The organism is Maribacter sp. X9 (assembly GCF_048537565.1).
Lineage (GTDB): Bacteria > Bacteroidota > Bacteroidia > Flavobacteriales > Flavobacteriaceae > Maribacter.
This window is the reverse complement of record NZ_CP183215.1, coordinates 1,259,463-1,282,490: the sequence shown is the minus strand read 5'-3', so window position 1 is coordinate 1,282,490 and position 23,028 is coordinate 1,259,463. Positions and strand designations below refer to the sequence as shown.

12 protein-coding genes are annotated in these 23,028 nt (G+C 38.2%); 6 read left to right on the top strand and 6 right to left on the bottom strand.

Annotation, left to right across the window (positions count from 1 at the left end):
- Window positions 1–666: 666 nt before the first annotated feature.
- From ACNR9Q_RS05430 to ACNR9Q_RS05415, 4 genes are all read left to right on the top strand, one after another.
- Entirely contained in the window at window positions 667–837 is a 171-nt protein-coding gene (locus ACNR9Q_RS05430) for a hypothetical protein (protein WP_419213600.1), read from the top strand.
- Between the two features lie 410 nt (window positions 838–1,247).
- On the top strand, window positions 1,248–2,285 hold the full coding sequence (locus tag ACNR9Q_RS05425; protein ID WP_419213599.1) for an amidohydrolase family protein: 1,038 nt from the start codon (window positions 1,248–1,250) through the stop codon (window positions 2,283–2,285).
- Between the two features lie 210 nt (window positions 2,286–2,495).
- Window positions 2,496–3,380, top strand: a complete 885-nt coding sequence (locus ACNR9Q_RS05420; protein WP_419213598.1) for a formylglycine-generating enzyme family protein — start codon at window positions 2,496–2,498, stop codon at window positions 3,378–3,380.
- A 616-nt stretch (window positions 3,381–3,996) separates the two neighbouring features.
- Window positions 3,997–5,613: a glycoside hydrolase family 31 protein gene (locus ACNR9Q_RS05415; RefSeq protein WP_419213597.1), complete on the top strand. Its 1,617-nt coding sequence runs from the start codon at window positions 3,997–3,999 to the stop codon at window positions 5,611–5,613.
- Window positions 5,614–5,910: 297 nt separating this feature from the next.
- Here the strand turns inward: ACNR9Q_RS05415 and ACNR9Q_RS05410 are convergent, their stop codons facing one another.
- The 6 genes from ACNR9Q_RS05410 to ACNR9Q_RS05385 form a co-directional block, all read right to left on the bottom strand.
- The gene (locus ACNR9Q_RS05410; RefSeq protein WP_419213596.1) at window positions 5,911–7,014 is read right to left on the bottom strand and encodes an acyltransferase family protein; all 1,104 of its coding nucleotides are present in this window, start codon (window positions 7,012–7,014) and stop codon (window positions 5,911–5,913) included.
- A 194-nt stretch (window positions 7,015–7,208) separates the two neighbouring features.
- Window positions 7,209–10,736, bottom strand: coding sequence for a VCBS repeat-containing protein (locus ACNR9Q_RS05405; RefSeq protein ID WP_419213595.1), 3,528 nt, complete (start codon window positions 10,734–10,736; stop codon window positions 7,209–7,211).
- Window positions 10,733–14,236, bottom strand: a complete 3,504-nt coding sequence (locus tag ACNR9Q_RS05400) for a VCBS repeat-containing protein (RefSeq protein WP_419213594.1) — start codon at window positions 14,234–14,236, stop codon at window positions 10,733–10,735. The genes ACNR9Q_RS05405 and ACNR9Q_RS05400 overlap by 4 nt, the downstream gene beginning before the upstream one ends.
- A 143-nt stretch (window positions 14,237–14,379) precedes the next feature.
- Window positions 14,380–15,918 (bottom strand): RagB/SusD family nutrient uptake outer membrane protein, encoded by a 1,539-nt coding sequence (locus tag ACNR9Q_RS05395; RefSeq protein ID WP_419213593.1) that lies wholly within the window; start codon window positions 15,916–15,918, stop codon window positions 14,380–14,382.
- Between the two features lie 23 nt (window positions 15,919–15,941).
- Window positions 15,942–19,040: a SusC/RagA family TonB-linked outer membrane protein gene (locus tag ACNR9Q_RS05390; protein WP_419213592.1), complete on the bottom strand. Its 3,099-nt coding sequence runs from the start codon at window positions 19,038–19,040 to the stop codon at window positions 15,942–15,944.
- A gap of 199 nt (window positions 19,041–19,239) precedes the next feature.
- The gene (locus ACNR9Q_RS05385) at window positions 19,240–20,391 is read right to left on the bottom strand and encodes an SIS domain-containing protein (RefSeq protein ID WP_419213591.1); all 1,152 of its coding nucleotides are present in this window, start codon (window positions 20,389–20,391) and stop codon (window positions 19,240–19,242) included.
- Window positions 20,392–20,556: 165 nt separating this feature from the next.
- Here ACNR9Q_RS05385 and agaR point away from each other — a divergent pair, with 165 nt between their 5' ends.
- On the top strand, window positions 20,557–21,342 hold the full coding sequence (gene agaR, locus ACNR9Q_RS05380; protein ID WP_419213590.1) for a transcriptional repressor AgaR: 786 nt from the start codon (window positions 20,557–20,559) through the stop codon (window positions 21,340–21,342).
- A 739-nt stretch (window positions 21,343–22,081) separates the two neighbouring features.
- Window positions 22,082–23,026, top strand: coding sequence for a carbohydrate kinase family protein (locus tag ACNR9Q_RS05375; protein ID WP_419213589.1), 945 nt, complete (start codon window positions 22,082–22,084; stop codon window positions 23,024–23,026).
- Window positions 23,027–23,028: the final 2 nt, after the last annotated feature.

The window sequence follows — 23,028 nt, the reverse complement described above, 5'->3', positions numbered from 1 at the left end:
GAATAAAATTAGGTAAAGTTTTCATTCGATTCAAAGTCAAGTTTCTTAAACCTCGAATCATACAGAAAATCTGTAATCTCAACTAATGTTGCTAAATTTTGATGTTCTAAAGTTCGTAGTTGTACTTCGATTCTTTTTGTTGGTTCGCTTAATCTAACATAAAGGTGAATCCCTTTCTAACCGAGAGGCTTAGGGTATTGAATGTAATCCCACATTTTGCCTGCACTTTGATAATTAAATTTCATTAAAGTTACAGCCTTGTACAGTTCTTTTCCCTTATTAAAAATTCATCGAATACCTACAATGTCCCCATACGGCTTAGTTTTATTTTTGGCCGTCGTGGTATTTTCTTAAGTATAGTTCCGATTCTTTTTGTCTTTAGCTGCTATAGAGGTCTCAGCTTTATAGTACATTTTACGATTGTTCCACGATCACATCCCAAAGGGATTGATGGAAATGACTGGATTATCATTAAACAACAAAAGACCAAAACGTCTTTTATGGCTCCCATTGTATCTAAGGTGCAGGAATTGATCGAAAACTATAAAAGCCATATACTTACAAAGATCAGCGAAACATTATTTCCCGTGATCACAAATGAAAGAACAAACCTTTACCTGAAGGAAATTGCAGAAGCCTGCGGTATCAAAAAAACTAACTTTCCATATGGCCAGACATACTTTTGCCACAACAGTGACTTTAAGTAATGTTGTCCCCATCGAAATCGTTTCAAAACTGTTAGGATATCCCAAAATAGCCACAGCCCAAATTTATGCTAGGGTTCTTGACAGGAAGATCAGTGAAGCGAAGATATGGGAATCCTTTGGCCCAAGCTGAATTTGAATTCTTCCCAAAAAATTAAAGGAAAAAAAGCATTAACTATACCCTGATGCTCAGGTTAGAAATTTCCCCATGTCCCATTAATAGTTAATTAATTATAATAATATTTTCAAAATAGTTGCCCAAACAATTTCCCCGAAAGTAATTCAATAATGATTTTTAAAGAGTAAAAGTATCACAGAACTAAATCCGTATTCTATTGTTAAGTTATTTAAAACTTTCCAAACTAAATGATTTGATATTATGGGGTGTTAAAAAAGGAGGTATTCAACACAAATCAGCTTAAAAAATCAAAAAATAACTTATATTTAGTTTCGTAAAAAAACCAATTAACTTTCTAATTATTTAAAATGAAAAAATTATTCTTTCTTTTAGTTGTGTTTTCTTTTGTTTCATGTAAGCAAAAAATGACCAATAAAGAAACAGCAAATGATGTCGCTGTTATCCCTGAAAGCGATAAGGTTGAAATAATTGATGTTCACTCACATTTTCAAAAAGACCGTGACTATTTTATTGATTTCATGAAGAATCGTAAGATGAAAACGATTTTGGTGGATGTTGCCAAACATAATGCTACAGACTCTACCAAAATTGAGCGCAGTTGGGACGAATATGTGGCCTTAGCAGAAAAGTACCCAGATCTTTTTTGGCTATGTTCCTCTTTAATGGGCTTGGGAATCGATGAGCCAGATTTCGCCCAAAAAGAAATAGAGCGCTTCAAAAAAGAAATTGCGCAAGGTGCACGCATGGTCAAGGTCTGGAAAAATTTTGGAATGGTCACAAAGGACAATTCGGGCAAGTACATTCAAATTGATGACCCTAGGCTTCAGCCTATTTGGGATTATCTGAAACAACAAAACATACCTGTTATGGCACACATAGCAGAGCCTATACAAGCCTGGAGACCGCTAAATCCCAATAGTCCCCATTTTGGCTATTACAGCGACCATCCAGAATATCATGCCTACAATTTTCCCAAGATACCATCTTATGAAACCATCATAGCCGCAAGGGACAATTGGATTTCGAAAAATCCCGATTTACAAATCTTATGTGCTCATATAGGTAGCATGTCACATGATGTCGACATGGTTGCAAAACGTTTGGACAATTATCCAAACATTAAGGTTGAATTGGCTGCGAGATTTGGAGATTTAGCTACGCAAGATTCTAAAAAAGTAAGGGCATTTATGGAAAAATATCAAGATCGTATCCTCTTTGGTACTGACTTTGGAAACAGTACAAATCAGTCAGACCTAACTGCCGAGGAATTAACTCGGGAAAAAGAGGATTTAGCTTCAGATTATAATCTGTTGCACACCTATTTAAGCACCTCGGATTCGGTATTAATAAGGGGGCAGTCCAATGTCGGTCTTTCCTTACCCAAGGAAGTGCTCGAAAAAATATATGTGACCAATGCAAAGAGTTTGTTGAAACTCAAGTAAGTCCATTATTCGAATGTCGACATTGTAACCCAATCTAAATGAAACTTTAGACCACTCAACACCCGAACCCTTCCGAAAGCCTCCGGATATCGATTATCATATTCCGATGTGGCTCTGGGAATGTAGAGCAACCCAAAGAATTGATTTAAAAAATTGTATTTTTTATCCATGAACGTGATTGACCGATTTCCTCTGTTTTTAATCCTATTAATGGGATTAGCCACAGTATTTTCAAAAAATGAAAGCTTAAAGGACTTCATCCGGACCATTGAAGGTTCCACATTGGAAATACAAATGGTTACTAAACCATCAGGAAGTTTTACCATGGGGAGTCCTGCGTCAGAAAAACACCGCAATTTGGATAAAGGGCCAGTCCATGAAGAAGCACTTAACTCCTTTTGGATTTCGAAACACGAAATTACAAGGGAGGTGTACAATCTTTTTGTAAATCGGGCCATAGACGGTAACGACCACCCTAACATCGCCACAGAAGTAAATATCGATATTGACGCCATTTTTGGTACCATACCCTATGTGGATATGAGTTTAGCAATGAGCACAAGTGAAGGTTTACCTGTGGGTAACGTAACACATTATGAAGTATCCCAATTCTGCCAATGGCTATCGGCCAAAAGGGGGAAATTTTATCGATTACCCACAGAGGCCGAATGGGAGCACGCCGATCGCGCGGACACCTCCACTGCCTATCATTTTGAGGATGGGGCTAAGAAACTAGAAGACCATGCAGGGTCTTACGAAAATAACGAGGCTCCCTTCCACCCCACTGGCCAAAAAAAACTAAATCCCTGTTGGCTTTACGATATGTACGGGAAGGTAGCGGAATGGACTGTTGATCAATATCTACCTGATGTTTATCAAACAAGAAAACAAATTACCATATCTTCTATTTTATTTTCTGACAAAACGTATCCTCGATCCATACGTGGTGGCTCCTATCATGATAACGCTGAATATATTAGAAGTGCCACACGTCTAGGATCTACGAAAAATGGGGAAATTCGCGACCCCCAATTTCCAAAAAAACAAATGGTGGAAGACAGATACCCCCTTTGTAGAATTTCGTATAGTTCGTGATTGCAATCCTCCAAAAGAAAGTGAAATGAACAAATATTGGTGCAAATACCCCGTAACTGAAAACAAATTTTTCATAAAAGCCTAAAGAGTATGAGTTAAAAATGAATATGGTAAACTAACATATAGAAAGGATATTTGTTTAATCCTGAAAGGAAAAACTTTGCGGTTGAAACCAGAGTTTCGTGGATTGGGTTTTCTTGCCTTTTAATATAATATGTTGATCATGTTAGAAATCGTTTTTCTTAAGCCGCTAAAAGAGGTAAAAAAAAGATAAAAAGAGCTTTTTTAGAATAAGGAGTAGTAGCAGCTCTATAGTTAACTTTTATAGACAATGAGAATTCACGTAGAACAAAAAGGGAGAAACTGTAATAATAAAACTATGACAAATTTGAAAATTATTGTATGTCATCTACTTACTATAACTACTCATTATCTCGAATTTTCCAAACTTAATCATCTAAGTTTAGTGGGTTCCTAATTGCTTATTTGAAATATTTGTTACAATTATATATCACATTTGAAAAAACGAAATAATCATAGACTTTCTAACAGCATGTACTTTGGTTATTAAACAATAATAATTTTCACACCTACACTTAAATTAAACAATTAGAGAATGAGAAAAATACTATTGGTTTCAATATTATTAATGACAACTTTTAAAGCATTTACCCAGCATGAGGATAAAGTTGAAATAGTATTGTTAAAGGGCGAATATTGGTGGGGTGGGCTTAGTGCTATTGGTCATAATACCCCTTATGATTCCTCAAGTGTTGAAAGCCATGATCTTTGGGGAGATAATAAAGGAAACCAAGCACAACCTTTACTTTTGTCAAGCAAAGGAAGGTATGTTTGGAGTGAATCACCTATAAAATATTCATTTGATAGAGGAAAAATAACCGTAACCACTAGATCTGGAGAAATTCAATTTGGAAGTGCCGGTAAAAATTTATTGGATGCTTTCAACTTTGCCGTTTCCCATTTTTATCCTCCAAATGGAAAAATTCCTGATGAACTTTTATTTACAAAACCACAATATAACACTTGGATAGAGTTGACCTATAACCAGAATGAGGATGATATTTTGGAATATGCCAAGGCAATAGTAGATAAAGGATATCCCCCCGGAGTACTCATGATTGATGACAATTGGCAAGAAAGCTATGGAACATGGGAGTTTTCCCCAAGACGATTCAAGAACCCAAAGGAAATGATTAAAAAACTCCACAAGATGGGTTTTCAGGTTATGGTATGGGTATGCCCGTTCGTAAGTGCAGATACCGAAGTTTTCAGATATTTGGCAAAAGAAGGAATGTTGTTACTGGATGGCGATAAGACCCAAGATGTATTATGGGCAAATACAAAAAACAAAGCGGCAATTATTCGATGGTGGAATGGGGCCAGTGCTTGCCTAGATTTAAGCAATCCAAAAACCCAAAACTGGTTTGAAGATAGGTTGAAATTTTTGATGGATGAATATGGGGTTGATGGATTTAAATTTGATGCGGGCGATGCTGATTTTTATACCGATGACATTGTGTCATTTGTACCGGAATTAAATCCAAATGATCATACGACCTATTTTGCAAAATTGGGATTGCAGTTTTCGTTGAATGAATATAGAGCGTCTTGGAAAATGGCAGGGTTGCCTTTAGTGCAACGACTAAGGGATAAAAATCATGATTGGAATGACCTTCAAAAACTCATTCCGGATTTAATGTCTCAGAGTATTATGGGATATGCCTATACATGTCCTGATATGATTGGTGGAGGTGAATATCAATCTTTTCAAAATTCTACCACCATAGATGAAGAATTGGTGGTGCGTTCAGCGCAAGTACACGCCTTGATGCCTATGATGCAATTTTCTGTTGCCCCTTGGCGGGTCCTTTCAGAGGAAAACAACAGATTATGTCTTGAAGCCGCTTTACTACATGTTAAAATGGGAACTTCGATTCTAGATTTGGCTAAGAAAGCTTCAAAGACTGGGGCACCCATCGTAAAACCAATGGCTTTGGCATATCCCAATGGCGGTTATGAAAACATAAAGGACCAATTTATGCTCGGAGATCAAATATTGGTCGCCCCTGTTGTTCAAAAAGGAAGGCGTAACCGAAAGGTAATTTTACCTAAAGGCTTCTGGATAGATGAGAAAGGAGTAACTTTTAGAGGAGGAAGAGCCATTGATATTGAAGTTCCCATGAATCGCCTACCTTACTTCACAAAGAAATAATAAAAGCGTGCCTGTTTTTTCATTTTCCAATGGTCGTTAAACAGGCTTTCTTATTTGACTTTTACGTAAAGTGTAAAAAACCAATTGTATTCAAACATGTTGTTGATTTTACAAAAACCTTGGTCGTTCAATTTTTTGTGAATCCATACTTCACGTCAAAAACAAGTTTATCAGGTAAAAGAAAAAAACATTTCAACCTTTCAATTAATAGACTTTACCTAACACTAATCACCTAATCTTTCCTTGATTCCAAATCAACTTTGGCAAGTGATAAAATTCGAAGTACAACCCTGGATTTTAAATTTTAAAATAAATCTTATGCTTATCCAAAAAATACGTGATATACCAAAATATAAAAAGTACAAATAGGGAGTTTAAGACAAGTATTAGATCTTCAGAGAAATTGAGCCAACCAAAAATTCCTTCAGTAAATATTAATCCGAAACCCCTAAACCATTGAATGCCCACTGTTTCGGAAAACAAGTAAATAAATATTGAATTGGTACCTACAACAGAAAAAACCTGCAACCATTTTTTGTGATTGTTGCGAACGTCTATGTACCAATAGAAAAAAGTCAAGGTCAAGAGGGTAAATCCGCCGGAAACTAGGGTGAATGAAGTTGTAGCTATCCTTTTTACAATTGGTGTAATGCCTGTCAAATCTAGAAGGTAGCCACTTAACAGTAAAATAAAACCACTTATTACAAACATTTTCAACTTTTCTTTTTCTGCGCGTTTTGATAATAATACTTGACCACAGACAACACCCCAAATGGTGTGTGCAGCAGTAGGTATGAAGTTTATTGTCACCCAACCACCGTTATTTATTTTACCCATCAAAAGCATATCCATGTAGGATCCGAAACTCGCCCCATTATTATAAGGGTCCTGAAAGTCATACATTCTATACAACACCTCTGTAAGGACAAGCAATCCCAGAGATATCAAAAGCTGATACTTATGGGGTAGGTTCATGATTGCATACGCAATAAGAATAGTGAAAGCTAATTGAACCAATACATTCCATAACTCCCAAACCAACTCATGACTGTAAACACAATGAAGTAAAACACCAAATGCAAACAAGAGCAAACAACGTTTGAGAATATGTTTATTTACCTGACTTTTAGAGCTGGTTGCAAGCCTTTTACCCAAAGAAAAGGGCATGGCAACCCCAACGATGAACATGAAAAAAGGTTGTATCAAATCCCAGAATCGTAATCCATGCCATGGATGGTGGTGCAATTGAAGCGCTACAGGCTCCAAAAAGGTATTCTCAGCGAAATCATAAAAGCTATGGTGAAAACCAGCAGCCTCCGCTATAAGCAAAAACATAGTGAGGCCCCTAAAGACATCCAATGAAAATAAACGCTTTGATGATTTTTGGTTTGAAACTGCCATGTTTTGTTAATTATAATTTGGTTATCTTATTATCTACTATTTAAAAAATTACTCGATTTTATATTATTTTATGCATTATCTATGCGATTATGGTTACTTATTTCAAAGATAATTTGAAAGAATACACCTAATATTATGAACTGAATAAACATCGATTTCATATAAGGACTATAAATAGTAATGTTTAGCACGTACTAAAACTGATCTGCCTCATAAACCGTCTTAGTACCACCTTTGGCATCCTCTAATTCAATGGTCTTAATTTTATCATTCAATAATATACTTCGACTATTTTGTGACAAGTAACCCTCGCCAAGATAAAATTCACGTTTATAGCTATTACCGTCTTTTAGAACAATCTTGGCACTAACCATATTTACCGGAACTTTGATGCTTTTAAAATGATTTTTTTGTTGATTTAGTTCGAAGATTTTTGAAGGAGCATCATTGTTAGCCACGAGGACATACGTAGTACCATCTGCTTTTGTCAGTTTAGACAATGCGCTCGCATCCCAATCATTCAAAAAACCAGTTTCTTCAATAGATAAGGTTGAGAATCGACCTCTACCATTACCCTTTAAAACAATTCCTTTAATGGCATCATACCTTCCTGTTGAGACTTCTGTCGTGTATGAATTACCCGTTAATAAGGCATCCAAAGCTCCATCCCCATCAAAATCATCAACTAGAATACCTTCAATCGGCCCCATTTGACAGCTTTTGGGTAAAGCTTTAATAGAAAATTGTCCGTTCCCTAGATTTTCCAGAAATGAACTTTCAAAAAGATTACTGCGCAATATGTAACTACCTTCTATTTCTTCTGGAAGAAAGGCTTTTTCAAAGGTAACATCCGAATAGGATTCATAAGTTTTAAAGCGGGCTCTCATGGCGTTAATTTGGCCTATAATCTCATCCCGCGAGTGTACAATGAATTCATCTCCATCTGTATAATAGGTCATGACAGGATCAATTTTTCCGTTTTTATCAAAATCCTTTGCGTAGATTGATACGGGCGTATCTTTTGTAACATTATATCTGTTGTTTAGACCAACATTACCTAACAGGTAATCAATGTCGCCATCATTGTCAAAATCACCACCTGCTAAGCTATTCCACCATCCGCTTGTATTTAATAAACCAGCCTTTGCGGCTTCCCTATAAACTAACTTACCATGGTTATTATGAAATAGGGTTATGGGCATAAATTCACCTACTACCATAAGATCTATCCAGCCATCATTGTCATAATCGGTCCATAATGCAGCCGTAACCATAGTAAGTTTATTCCAATTATCTATGGAAGCGCTTATGTCCTTAAACCCTATTTTTCCAGTATTTGGGTTTGAAACGTTTTCCAAGAGATAACTTTTTGCGGGTGATGGATACGATCCCGGACTTACCCTTCCCCCGATAAATAGATCCAAATCGCCATCATGATCAAAATCAGAAGCGGTGACCACTGAACCACTGGAATCTACATCTGGAAAATCTAAAAAACGAGTAAAATTACCTGTACCATTATTGATGTACAGGCGATCTTGGTACGATGTATTTCCTTTATCGACCAAAACGCCTCCGCTTACCACATATAAATCTAGGTCTTGGTCACCATCCACATCAAAGAAAAGAGTACCCATATCTTCAAAATTAGGTTCAGGGGTAAACGGGGTAGCGTTAAATTGTCCAGTTGAATTTTGTACAAATAGCTTTCCAGAAGACCCTGCCGCTCCACCAATGTAGAAATCATCTATGCCATCACCGTTGACATCACCCACTGCAATTCCAGGTCCATTTCTTGAGTGCATATGGGGCAGAATAGATTGTACCTTAAAATCAACTACTGGGTCTTCTTGATGGATATAAGATGTTCCCAACGAATCTGTAACGTTGACAAATAATGGCAAACCGTCATTACCGTTTACTTTAGCTTCTTTAATAACCGCAGATGATTGGTCGAGCGTCAATAACTGATTAACTTTTATATTTGTGAGTATTTGTTCCTTTTCATCTGGCCACATAATTTCAAGGGAGTCAATTGATGTGAATTTTCCAACACCAAAATGCACTGTGTGGTCTACCGCAGATTCGTATCCCCTGCTGAGATAATGTTCATAGTATTGGGTAATGCTGTCTGTCGTAATTTTGATCGTGGCCCCAATTCCTTCGAGGTTACCCTTTTCACCCTTAAGCTGTAAGCGCAAATAATTGCTATGTTTACGCGTATTTGCCGTATTCTCATACAAAAAAGCCGGTTGGTTTACATTATTCACAATTAAATCTAAATCCCCATCATTGTCCAGGTCAGCATACGCAGCACCATTGGAGCAGCTTGGTGTATCGATCCCCCAATCTTCCGTTACATTTTCAAAAGTAATATCTCCTCTATTGCGATAGGCATAATTGTTCAATTTCGCCGGAGGTAAATCACGAATGGATTCAAGTTTTTTTTGCATTTTGGCATTGTAATCTCCCAAAGGATTGTCATAAACATTTTGGTAATTAATGTAATCGAGGTTTCCTAAATCTCTTAAAAATCCGTTGGTTATATAGAGATCTTTGAAGCCATCATTATCATAATCTGCAAAAAGCGGACTCCAGCTCCAGTCAGTACTACTGACTCCTGACATGAACCCGATTTCACTGAACTCACCACTTCCCCTATTCAGTTGTAACGTATTGCGACTATATTGGGGATCATACCCCGCCTTCAACATTAATTGAAACCTATCATACCCTGTAGAAGATATAATTAACTTTTGCCTCTTATTGTCTTCAGGCCTCATATCTAAAACAAGGATATCGGTTTTGCCATCATTGTTCATATCGGCCACATCATTACCCATACCTGCATAGGAACTGTGATTAATGGAATGGCTTAGTTCATTATCAAAAGTGCCATCTTTCTGATTTATATATAGAATGTCACTCCCTATGAAGTCATTGGATATATAAATATCTGGCCAACTATCATTATTAATATCAGATATTCCAATTCCCAGACCATATCCTTCTGTACGTATTCCGGCTTCCATGGTAACATCTACGAACTTACCATTACCATCGTTTCTGTAAAGACGATCATTGCTTAAAGACTCTCCATTCAGCTTTCTTGGTTTACTAGTATTGACAAGCTGTTCGTAAGCAGCCGGATTGACCAATAAATACATGTCCAGATCTTGGTCTTTATCGTAATCAAAGAATGCGGCATGCATAGATTGTCTTGTATCCGCAAGGCCATAATCCGCTGCTTTTTCCTCAAAAGTTAAATCTCCATTATTTATATACAATAAATTAGCTCTCCCCGATTCCTTACCACCACCTGACACACAGACATAAATATCTAACCATCCGTCTTGATTGATATCTACCATTGTAACCCCGGTTCCCCAACTCGAGTTAAGAACTCCAGCCGTCTCGCTGATGTCCTCAAACTTTAGCCCCCCTTTGTTCAGAAAGAGTCGCCCGGATACCATATTGCCACTTAAATAAACATCTAGCAGACCATCATTGTTAATATCCCCTACTGCTACTCCTGCACCCGTATATATATTCATGAATTGAAATACATTGACACTGTCATTCTCAATGATCGTATTTTCAAATTCCAAACCGGTATCTTTTGGAGATAGGAGTCTAAACAATTTAGAATCCTTAGGGCTGCAGGAAAAAATAATGGAAAATATTCCTATTAGAAGAACAATCGATGCGTAAATCCTTTTCATTGAACTGGCCATATTTCTCTTTCATTACCCTGATTATCTATAACAATTACAGAAGTTGAATTCCCTGGAACGGGAAATACCCTACTAGGTTGGGACAAATATCCAGAGGATCGAATGAATTCAAATCTTTGAACTGAACCATCTGCACGTTTAATTTTAGCTGCAACCTCATTGTCTTTGGGATGATAAAATTTAGTTGATGGCCCCCCATATTCCAAAACAGCGAGAGGTCCGTTATTAATCCCAGCTAATATAAGCTCCTGATCTCCATATCTAAGATTGACCAATGACTTAGCATCCCCTTTTATGAAAAAACCACTTTCTTCAGATTCAATAAGCATAAAATTACCCTTTCCATCACCTGCTAAAAACCAACCAATGGAAGCATCATATTGCCCCGAAAATACTTCACCGCTATAAAAATTGCCCACGGCAAGTACATCTAAATGACCATCATGGTTATAATCGCCCACTAAGGTTCCATACATTGGAGCGGTTTGTGTCATTTTGGGCAAAGCTGATAGCTTAAATTGACCATTGCCCAAATTCTCCAAATAGCTATTGGCAAACGTCTCACTTTTAACCACATAAGCATCCTCTAATTCCTCTTTTAGAAAAGATTCCTGAAAAGTCGCCTCAGCATAATCGGTATAGGTTCTGAACCTTCCTTTCATTGCACTTATTTGTTTAATGAGATCATTTCTGGAATGAGCAATATATTGCTCACCCATTATGTAATAACTCATGACTGGATCTATTTGCCCATTTTTATCAAAATCCTTGGCATATATGCGGAGAGGTTCCTTCAAACTTACTTGGTATCGATTATTCAGCCCAAAGTTTCCTAGAATATAGTCCATGTCACCATCCTCATCAAAATCTCCAGAACTTATACTGTTCCACCAGCCATGACTATTTTTAAGGTCGGCAGCATCAGTTATTTCCTTTAAAACCCCCTTAGTGTTCTCAAAAATACGTATAGGCATGAATTCACCTATCACAATCAAATCAGGCCAATGATCATTGTTGAAATCGGTCCACAGCGCAGCGGTTACCATTCCCAAATCTTTCAATTGGGTATTACTTACATCTTCCTCAAATGTTATTTTCCCGTTCTTGCTATTGTTTTTTAGAAGTGAGCTTTTTGGAATAAGGGGATATTCCCCGGGGCTCACCCTTCCGCCAACAAAAAGATCCATCAAACCATCTCGATTATAATCTATCGTAGTCACCACAGCACCGCTTGCATTGTTTTTGGGCAAGGCGTCAATTCTTTTAAAAGTGCCGGCACCATCATTTTCATAAAAGCGGTCCTGATAAAGATTGCTGTCTTTGCTAAAGCTACTTCCCCCGCTTACAACATATAAATCTTGATCCCCATCGTTATCCGCATCGAAAAACAGGGAGCCCATATCCTCAAATTCAGGGTCTTGAAAATCAATTTTAGTAAACTGTCCGTCCTTTCGCTGTATCATAAGGGCACCTACTTGCCCCGCGGCACCTCCAATAAAACAGTCTTCCAATTCGTCACCATTGATATCGGATACGGCTATTCCAGGGCCATTTCTTGAATGCATATGTGGCAACAAAGCCTGAACCTTATAATCGACAAAATTATCTTCATGATGAACATAACTAAATAACGTAGAGTCTTTGGGATAGAATTTATACGGAGCCTCCTCTTTCGCCTTAATCTGATTTAAATCCCATTCCGATGCATTTTTATAATCTAGGTCATACATCTGTCCGGTTTCAATATCCTCTAAAATTTGCTTTTTCCCATCAGGCCATGTAACTAGTACCGTATCTATCTGGCTCACACCTGCCAACCCAAAGTGAAGTCCAAACTCAACGGAGGAAAGATAGCCCCTATAGGGTGTATTATACCCAACCTGCTTTTTTTGACCATAGCGAATTTCAACTTGACTTCCAAAGCCGTCCTTATTTTTGGAACTTCCATTGAATTTAAATTTGATATAAGTGTTTGATGGGTTTTTATCACTCTGGTTTTCATATAACCCAGCAGGGTCATCAATGTTATTAATGACCAAATCTAAGTCACCGTCATTATCAAAATCCGCATAGGCCGATCCATTTGAATACGATGGTTCATTAAAACCAGCTCTTTCGGTGATATTTTCAAATCCTAATTCACCGGTATTTTTATAGAAATAGTTTTTGATTTTAATCTCCGGTAGTTTATTCAATTCCTCTATTCTAGCTTTTCTATTGGCCTCTTCAGTACCCATGGCCAGTATTGTGCTACCATAATCCATAAAGTCTAAATTAGTAACATCTTTTCTATAACCGTTGGTAATATAAAGGTCCCTAAAACCATCTTGGTCAAAATCGGCAATTAGCGGACTCCAACTCCATTCCGTGGCAGATACACCCAACATTTGACCTATTTCACTAAAAGAACCGTTACCATTATTCAACTGGAGTGTATTTCTAATGTATTGAGGTTGATAGCCATAGGATAATCCCATATGAAACTCATCATATTTGTTACCCATCATATTCAATTTCAAACGTTTATTTTCCTCTGGTAACATATCAAGTACCACCACATCCATTAAACCGTCATTATTGATATCTGCAATATCATTGCCCATACCATTAAAGGTCAAATGCTCAAAATAATGGCCTATTTCATTTTTAAACGTTCCGTTTTTTTGATTGATATAGAGAATATCAGGTGTAAGGAAGTCGTTGGATATATAAATATCGGGCCAGCCATCACTATTAAAGTCAAATATTTCTACACCTAGACCAAAACCCTCAATTAGGATATTAGCTTCTTTAGAAACATCAGTAAAGGTGCTATTGCCATTATTCCTAAATAATTTATCCATTGATGGAGCTTTACCCTTTTTATTTAAGGGACGTGCGGTATTTCTATTAAAGTCAACCAGGGCATTATTTAACAAATACATATCAAGATCCCCATCCATATCATAATCAAAAAAGGCTGCTTGAATAGAATATCCATCGTCATTTAAACCCCATTTCGCCGCAGACTCAGTAAAGGTCAACCCTTTTCCCCTACCCCCGTTGTTTATAAAAAGTAAGTTGGCCTTTTCTTCACTTGTAGCGCCGCGCGGACCGCCACGGCTTACATATATGTCTGGATACGAGTCTTGATTGATATCTATAATGGCCACTCCATTCGACCACCCGGTAGTGCTTAAATTAGACGGTGACGTAATATCTTCGAATTTCCAATCGCCCAGATTTTTATATAATTTATTACTGGACATATTTGCAGTGAAATAGATATCTTGAAAACCATCCAAATCAAAATCGGCTACCGCCACTCCCGCACCATTGAACATGTATTCAAAATCCAGAACTGTCAACTCGTCAGATATTATCAGCTCGTTCGAGAAACGGACACCGGTCTCTTGAGGGGTCCGCAAAACGAATAAAGGTACTGTGTCATCACATCCTAAAATGAAAAACAAAAAAAATACTGCTAAACAATTCTTTAAAATTTTCATTAAAAAAACCGTAAACATTATCATTTAAAAAATTTTTGTTCCAATAAAAAACAATCCAATCTATAAGCTGTAGATTGGATTGCCAAATTAAAATAAACTAACTCAACTGTATTTAGAACACACAAGAGAATAATCCTTTTCGATTAGTATCCTGGATTCTGTTTCAACAAACCGCCTGATCTCTCTATTTCGGTCAATGGAAAAGGAAAAACATTAAAGCGATCATTCCAATTCGAGGGAAATACTTCGGATCCTATACCCCATCTAGTTATGTCGAACCATCTGTGAGGCTCCATTGCCAATTCGACCCTTTTTTCCTGTCTCATAGCGGTTAATAAGTCTGCACCAACTGCCAAATCATCCAATCCCGCCCTATTGCGGACATCATTAATCTGCTGCTCAGCTATGCCTAAATCGCCACCTCCCCTTATAAGGGCTTCTGCGTACAATAATTTAAGCTCTGCAAACCTGAACCAACGTTCATTATTAAACTCAGATTGACCATTGGGAGAACGATTTCCAGGTACAGTGTTGTGAGCACCTTGATATTTGCTTGATGTCAATGAAGTGGAAGACCATGTCGGATTATAAGGCAGTACAATTTGACCTCCTGCATCATAGCTATAATAGGTATCCCCATCTTGGTACAATACAAATGGTAAACGCTCATCCCCTGTTTCATATACATTTAACAAGTCAGATGTTGGAGCAAACCATCCGTTTTTACCTCCAGGCACACCATTTCCTCCCGCATCCCAGTAATATGATCTCGCAATACCCTGTGACGCCTTGAAATCTTCGGAGTGTGTATCATCAAAAACCCATAGGTTATCATCAGAGAAAGGACCCCCAAATTGAATTTCAAATATAGATTCCGCGTTGTTTTCTGTATCAAAATTAAAATTATCCTCATATTCAGGCATTAACATGTATGGCCCATTATCCACTACATTACCTAAGGTGGTAATTGCTGTAGACCAATCTTCTTTCCAAACATTTACCTTTCCAATATACGAACTAGCCGCCCACGAAGTGGCCCTACCCGTGTTACCGCTGTCCCAGACCTCTGGTAAACCAGCTTCAGCGTCGGAAAAGTCAGATAAAATCGCTGCAAACAACTCATCTCTTGTGGCATTTGGTAAAGCTTGATCATTGATTCCTGGTATTATTTTCAAAGCTAATGGAGGAGTACCATACAACTTCATTGCTTGGAAATGGAACCAGGCCCGAAGAAATTTTGCTTCAGCTCCTAGAACAGTTTTATCCTCTTCTGTTAGTTCGTTTTCTACTCCCAAACGGTCAAGAACAAGGTTTGCACGGTAAATACCTTCATAAATTTGCGTATAGGCCGCGGCATAAGGAACGTCAGCAGCCCTAATTTGAAGACCATCAATATCTCTGGATATTTGATCAGAATTAACGGCATCTGCAGCAACGTCATCTGAGATTACGGTTGAAATTTTCCAAAACTCGCCTCTCTCAGATAATGTTTCTGTACTAGTTCCCCAAAAATCCTGTATGGAAGAATAAGAGGCGAAAATAGCACCATCAAAGTCAGTTCTGGTTTTATAAAATGTATCCGTAGTCAGCCTATCCAAAGGCTGCAAATCTAATTGGTCGCTACATGAGAAAAAGACACCCAAAGAGCAAACTGCAACTATAAATTGATTAAATTTTTTCATACCTTTCGTAGTTATAATGTTTTTTAATTAAAGTTAACTGTCCAACCCAATTGAATTATTCTAGGTAAAGGTGATTGTCCTCCATCTTGTCCTGTTGCTAAGGTAAAATCACCTTTTTGAAAACTTTGGGCACGCCCAACTTCCGGGTCATATCCTGAATACTTAGTGAATGTAGCCAAGTTTTGAGCGCCAATATAAAATCGCATATTGGTAACAAAATTATCAGTCCAACTTTTAAGTTTTTCTTGAGGTAGGGTGTATCCAATAGAAATATTCTGAATTCTCAAATACGACGCATCCTCCACCCATCTGTCAGAAAAACGATTATTCCCATTAGGATCGTTAACTGCAAGCCTAGGATTAGAACTTGAATTGGTTGTTCCTTCTCCAGTCCATCTATTTAAAATTTGTGTACTAAAATTACCTTGACCAGTCATGCCTTCCAAACCAATTCTAGCAGAATTATAAATCTGCCTATCTCCAACCCCTCTCAAATTCATTGAGAGATCCCATCCTTTATATTCAGCATTAAAAACAAATCCATAGAAAAAGCCTGGGAATGGACTACCCAATATTGTTCTATCATTAGCGTCCACGATTCCATCTCCGTTAATATCTACAAAACGTATATCACCTGGCGAAGGTGTACCGTTTACATCAGGAACCGCTGCAGCCACTTCGCCAGCATTTTGATAAAGTCCATCCGTTTTATATCCATAAAAATGTCCAAGACTCTCACCAACTCTAGTTCGATGGGTAGAGGCTCCGCCGATACCACTAATAATCGAAGGTATAGGCCCCAAGTCAGTCACTTCATTTTTAACGGTTGTTAAATTCCCACCAATCTTATAATTGAAATCTCCAATAGCATTAGCATAGGTAAAGGACAATTCTATACCAGAATTCTTGATTTGTCCGATATTGGCATCCGCGGGAAGAAAAAAACCAGATACAAATGGCAAAGGAAAACCTAGGAGTACATCATCAGTCGTTTTATTGTAGTAATCAAAAGTACCGGTCAACTTACCTTCGAACATACTAAGGTCAACCCCGATATCAAATTGTGTGCTAGTTTCCCATTTTAAGTCAGCATTTGCAAAAGTAGTCGGTGCTGGGGCTACAACAGTTCCTTGATCATCGCCAATTACATAACGTACGTTATTGTCTATGGCACTCAAGTACGCAAAGTTCAAACCGGTAAATTGATTACCGGATTGGCCCCACCCACCCCTTAATTTAATGTCATCAAAAACAGTTTCTTTTGGGAAAAAGTTTTCATCGGTAATCCTCCAGCCTGCCGAGACAGATGGGAACACCTGGTCTCTATTTCCAGGAGCGAATCTTGAAGTTGCATCTCTACGCATGTTACCAGTAAGAAGATACTTTCCTTTGTAATTGTAGGTTACACGACCTAACCAACCTTGTAACGTCCAAATATCCGCTTCGTTTGCTCCTGCTACCGTATTACCTGTTGCCGCAAAGTTCTCATTAAAAAGATCCCGTCCTTGAAGTCGTTGTTTATCATATCTAAATTTAGTCTGTTCAAATCCAAATAGGGCTCCGATATTATGATTTCCATCACCAAAAGTCTTATCGTATTGGAGAGTTGCAGCTGAAGTCAAAGTCAATTCTATCGGGCGTTCAGATACCAATAATGATGAACCAGCCCCTCCGTCGAGTAAATCAATTCCACTTGTGAAGTAGTCCCCTACACCAACATTATAGTCTATCCCCAAAGATGTCCGCGCCTTCAACCCTTCAATTATATTCAGCTCACCATAAAAGTTGGCAAGGACCTTACGTGTCTGTATTTTGGTCGTGGTAAATCTGTCATCTGTATTAAATAGATAGTTTGTTGCTGAACCCTGACCAACCGTCTCCTGATTAATCAAGTTATAGCCCAAAGGCCCATCGCCATAAGGTTGATAATATGGTGCATTCCTAGCGGAATTAAATCCAGCAAATATCCCTGGCTCACTTTGAACCTGTCTGTCTGTCTGACTTATAAGCATAGACTCTCCAAACTTGAGTCTATCACCTACTTTAATATCTGAATTCGCCTTAAATGAATATCTTGAGAAAGCTTGAGCTCTTTCGGTGCCCTCTTGGTCTAAATACCCTCCAGAGATAAAATAAGTCGCCTTTTCACTTCCACCACTGACTGAAACATTGTGATTTTGAACAAAACCAGTTTTGAAAATTAAATCTTGCCAATCAACAAAGGGGCGACCGTTGAATTTTGATAAATCAGTACCAAGCTGTCCTTGAATATCGATATATTGATTTACATCTAAAACATCAATAGTATTTCTAACACTGGCAAAAGAAGTGTAACCATCATAAGTTACTCGAGCGTCTCCTCTTTTCCCCCTCTTTGTGGTTACGATGATGACACCGTTTGCAGCTCTTGCCCCATAGATAGCAGTGGAAGCGGCATCCTTCAATACATCAATGGATTCAATATCATTGGCGTTTAATCCAGCCAATGGGTTTGAATCAGTCGTTGATGAAGTATTAACTGTTATGTTGGTGGTTTGCACAATTGGAACTCCATCAATAACCCAAAGTGGGTCATTTACCCCTGGGGTTCCTATACCGCGTATATTTACACTTATAGGAGCACCTGGGTCACCACTCCGGTTCGTTATATTTACCCCAGAAATTGTACCCGCTAGTGCTTGGTCCGGACTTGTTATTGGCTTTGTTACAATATCTGCTGTACCTATAGAACCAATTGACCCGGTCAAATCGGCCTTACGCTGCGTACCATATCCCACAACCACTACTTCAGACAATGCCTGCGCATCCTCAGACATGGTAACATTGATTGTACTACGACCGTTAATTGCTATTTCCTGTCTCTGATATCCCAGATAAGTGAACACCAAAGTACTTTCTCCCTGAGGCACATCAATGGAATAGTTACCATCAAAGTCAGTTTGAGCACCCGTAGTGGTACCTTTCACCAATACAGTAGCCCCAGGTAGCGGTCCTGAGCTATCAGATACATTACCAGTAACTGTTGTCTGCGTGTATGCCGATGCAGAACCTAATGACATGATAGCTAAAAACACTATAAAGAACAGGTTGTGTTTATAGCATTTACATTGTGGTTTTTTCATAATATATAGCTGTTTTAGTTAATTGAAGTTAGTTGCGAAAATTAGATTGAATTGTTTATTTATGATTAAGAGGCCAAACTAAGGTTAAATTTATGTAAATATCTACTGATAATAAAACTAATGAAAATTTAAATATTACGATACCTTTCTATAATATTATTTTTCCTTTTTTATCTGTTTAATTAACGAATTTTTAAATTTAGTATATTTTCACACCTTTGACCACTCTGGAAATCGCTCCTGTCTCCGAGGGCGAATCCGGTCGGAGTTTTAAATTCAGCGAGGTATAGAAGGCCAGCATTTGCCCCAGAACGATATAACATACCGATAGATATTCATCTTCGATAACCTTTGCACCACCATCGAGTACGATAAGTTCGTCAACGGAAGGTGTATCTAAATGACTCATGGCGACCCCTATCTGTTTTAACGGCTTTTTACCTATCCTCATCCCTCGGACCAAGTCCATTTCGTATTGCAGGACCTTTTTATTGTTCGAGAAAAAATAGACCAATAGTGTTTCCTCATTGACAACGGCCTTTGGGCCATGTCTAAAACCAAGATAGGAATCATTTTTACAGATGACATGGCCATCTGTCAATTCTTGTAGTTTTAACTGTGATTCCATTGCCGTACCGTAGAGTGGCCCGGAGCCAAGAAAAACGGCACGTGTAAAACCCGATTCTGCAATTTTCTTGACTTGATCTAACTTTTTGTTCAGGAGTTCCTCGGCACAGGCCCTTAAAGTGCGCACTACTTCCCTTAAGGATGTTAATCGGTCTAAACGCCCCATTAGCAATATGGTCAACAGCATACCCGAATAACTGCCCGTCATCGCAAGGCTTTTGTCATTGGATTCTGGAGGAAGAAGAAAAACCAAACAATCGTTCTCCGATGCGTATTTGGCTAAATCACCATCTGCGTTACAGGTTATGATCAAATGGGAACAATCCTTCACATGAGCATCTGCAAGTTTAGCGGCAGCTATACTTTCAGGGCTATTTCCCGATCTAGCAAAGGAAATCAACAAAGTGGGAACGCCTGGTTCTAGGTAATCTTCGGGATGGGATACAATATGGGTAGTAGCAATCGACAGTGTGGTAATTCCGGTATTTCTTTGAATGAACCCCTCCACAGACAATCCTATATATGCACTTGTACCAGCACCTGTCAATATTATCTTTTCAGTCTTTTTCAGCGTTGAATCCAGAAAGGAAGCGATGACCTCTCTTTCCCTTTCAAGTTTATCAACAATCTTTCCCCAAAGTTCCGGTTGGCCCGATATTTCCTTGGCGGTATCAAACCCACCAATGGCTTTCAATTGAGAAATTTCAATGTCGAGGTATTTCATAGTATTATTTATTGAAATGAGAATATCTTTCATATCCTTATTTTACAAATATATAAAACCTATTTAAAGTTTCATTAACTAATTTTATTTATTTGGAATCATTTTTTTACTTTGTTGCTAACTAATGTCCCTATATTTGTTTTTTGTATAGAAAAATCCTATTGAATGAAGGAAGCAAAAACGAAAAGGTCTACAGTTGAGCGACGCAAAAAAATACTGAATCTACTGGATGAAAATGGACAGGTTTTTGTTCATGAGTTGAGTGAGGAATTTGGTGTCAGTGAAGTCACCATTCGTAATGATTTGGAGCTATTCGAAACAAAAGGCCTGTTGATCCGATCAAGGGGAGGTGCCATGATCAATGAGAATTCCGTAGGAATGGACTTTCAATTATCCGAAAAGGATAAGATGAACTATACCGAAAAGGTGAGGATTGGCAAAAAGGCTGCAGAGCTTGTAAACTCTGGGGAAACTATTATTCTGGATTCGGGAACCACCACGATGGAAATCGCCAAAAACCTGAGTTCGAACAAGTCGTTAAATGTAATCACCAATGCCTTGAACATTGCAAATGAGTTGCTCAAGCACCCCAATATAAATATAATCGTACCTGGCGGTACTTTGCGAAAAAACTCCCACTCCCTTGTTGGCCCGTTAGCGGAAAAAAGCATGCGCAATTTTTACGTGGATAAGGTTTTTTTGGGGGTTGACGGATTTGACATCAAGGAAGGGGCGTTTACACCTAACATTGAAGAAGCTTCCTTGAATCAAGTCATGATCGAAATTACCAAAGAGGTCATTCTAGTATCCGATTCCAGTAAGTTTCGGCGCAGAAGCCTTGCCTTCATTTGTCCTACACGTAAAATTGATATCGTCATCACCGACGAAAAGATAAGTAAGGAGGACCTAGCTTGGCTTAAGGACCAAAACATCCAGGTGGTCATTGCCTGAAATAAACCTTTATAACAATATGCTGGTCAGCTATTAGTATGTTCCCTACCCTATCTTAAGCTCGACCTTATAGAGTTATACCGTGCAATAGCGGCCATCGCCACTCAATTTTACCGTCGACATTCTTCTTGCCAAAATCTTTCTCAGGGAAACATATAGAATGCAGCGACGGCATTGTGTGGTTCGTTAATATCGCTTTGCACAATCAACACCTCTCACAATCCCGGTACACCATTACCGAATTGAGACCATCACCCATTGTCGCTAACATCAAAGTCAACAGGGGCTTTTGCATGTTTTTCCTACTTCCGTACACACTTTTTTTTGTTTTCTCGTATCCTATAATCTATTTATTCCTTTAAACCATTATACTCCTCTTTGTTACGGACCTTCGATTCCTAACAACTATTTTATTAATAATATATCAATTGGGTCGATAATACCTAATTCAAGCCTATTAAGAAATAAAAAAATAACTTTAAAAAAGATTTATTTTTAAAATAAAAAGGTAGAATAAGTAAATATTAATTTTATATTTACAAAAGAAAAGATTATTACGGTTTCCCTATTATGGCGCTATACCTGTTTAATATAATCTCTTCAACAAGAAAAGAACATACGGAGGTAATTATAGACGGGACATTCTTATAGGAAGGATCTGAACGAATAGGCTCCTTTCGCTAAAGGGTAATGGATTGACTGAATCCTCAACGGACATAAAACAAATAGAGCACATACCATGGCGTCTTTCGATGTATTAGTAATTGGAGAGTTAAATATTGATATTATTTTAAATGGCATTCAGGGGTTCCCTGAAATCGGGAAGGAAATTATGGCCGATCAGCTCAATTTAACTTTGGGTAGCAGTTCTGCCATTTTTGCCAGTAACCTCAGCACCCTGGGTATGTCCGTTGCCATAGTGGGATTGCTAGGTGAGGACAGCTTCGCCGATTCTGTTAAAAAATCCCTACGGGACAAAAAAGTGAATACCGACTTTGTGGTGTCATCAGACAGATACAATACCGGACTGACAATTGTTATGAACTATGGAATGGATCGTGCCAATATTACCTTTCCAGGGGCCATGGAACACTTAACGGTAGAAGATATTACAGATCAGATGTTATTGAGTTGCAAACACATGCACTTAAGTTCGATCTTCCTACAAAAGGGTATAAAGAAACAAGCGGTCCATCTTTTTGAACGGGCCAAAAGATTAGGCATTACAACATCCATGGACCCTCAATGGGACCCTGCCGAAAATTGGGAGTTGGATCTAGGCAGTTTGCTACCGCATCTGGATGTTTGGATGCCCAACGTAGTTGAATTTAAAAACATAACGGGAGTCCCGGCACTGGCCGATGGGCTGGAAAAAATTAAGGAGTATGCAAATTATGTTGTTATCAAGGACGGGATACGAGGCGCCCATCTTTGGAATAATGGAAATCTAATATCAAAACCCGCATTCCTTAATAATGAGGTTGCCGATTGTATCGGTGCAGGTGATAGCTTCGATGCCGGTTTCATAAGTGAATTCGTAAAAGGGTCCGAGCTGAATCGATGTTTAGAGGTAGGAAATGTTATGGGTGCCATCAACACACTTGAACCTGGAGGCACCACATCCTTTAAAAATAGGGAATACATAAAAAAAATAGCAAAAGAAAAATTCGCGTTTACCCTTTGAAT

Bases quoted from the DNA above. Each gene is read 5' to 3' on its own strand.
- ACNR9Q_RS05415 (WP_419213597.1), top strand. From the start codon at position 3,997: ATGAGAAAAATACTATTGGTTTCAATATTATTAATGACAACTTTTAAA.
- ACNR9Q_RS05395 (WP_419213593.1), bottom strand. From the start codon at position 15,918: ATGAAAAAATTTAATCAATTTATAGTTGCAGTTTGCTCTTTGGGTGTC.
- agaR (WP_419213590.1), top strand. From the start codon at position 20,557: ATGAAGGAAGCAAAAACGAAAAGGTCTACAGTTGAGCGACGCAAAAAA.
- ACNR9Q_RS05375 (WP_419213589.1), top strand. From the start codon at position 22,082: ATGGCGTCTTTCGATGTATTAGTAATTGGAGAGTTAAATATTGATATT.
- ACNR9Q_RS05405 (WP_419213595.1), bottom strand. From the start codon at position 10,736: ATGAAAAGGATTTACGCATCGATTGTTCTTCTAATAGGAATATTTTCC.
- ACNR9Q_RS05385 (WP_419213591.1), bottom strand. From the start codon at position 20,391: ATGAAATACCTCGACATTGAAATTTCTCAATTGAAAGCCATTGGTGGG.
- ACNR9Q_RS05420 (WP_419213598.1), top strand. From the start codon at position 2,496: ATGGGATTAGCCACAGTATTTTCAAAAAATGAAAGCTTAAAGGACTTC.
- ACNR9Q_RS05390 (WP_419213592.1), bottom strand. From the start codon at position 19,040: ATGAAAAAACCACAATGTAAATGCTATAAACACAACCTGTTCTTTATA.
- ACNR9Q_RS05425 (WP_419213599.1), top strand. From the start codon at position 1,248: ATGACCAATAAAGAAACAGCAAATGATGTCGCTGTTATCCCTGAAAGC.
- ACNR9Q_RS05410 (WP_419213596.1), bottom strand. From the start codon at position 7,014: ATGGCAGTTTCAAACCAAAAATCATCAAAGCGTTTATTTTCATTGGAT.
- ACNR9Q_RS05430 (WP_419213600.1), top strand. From the start codon at position 667: ATGGCCAGACATACTTTTGCCACAACAGTGACTTTAAGTAATGTTGTC.
- ACNR9Q_RS05400 (WP_419213594.1), bottom strand. From the start codon at position 14,236: ATGAAAATTTTAAAGAATTGTTTAGCAGTATTTTTTTTGTTTTTCATT.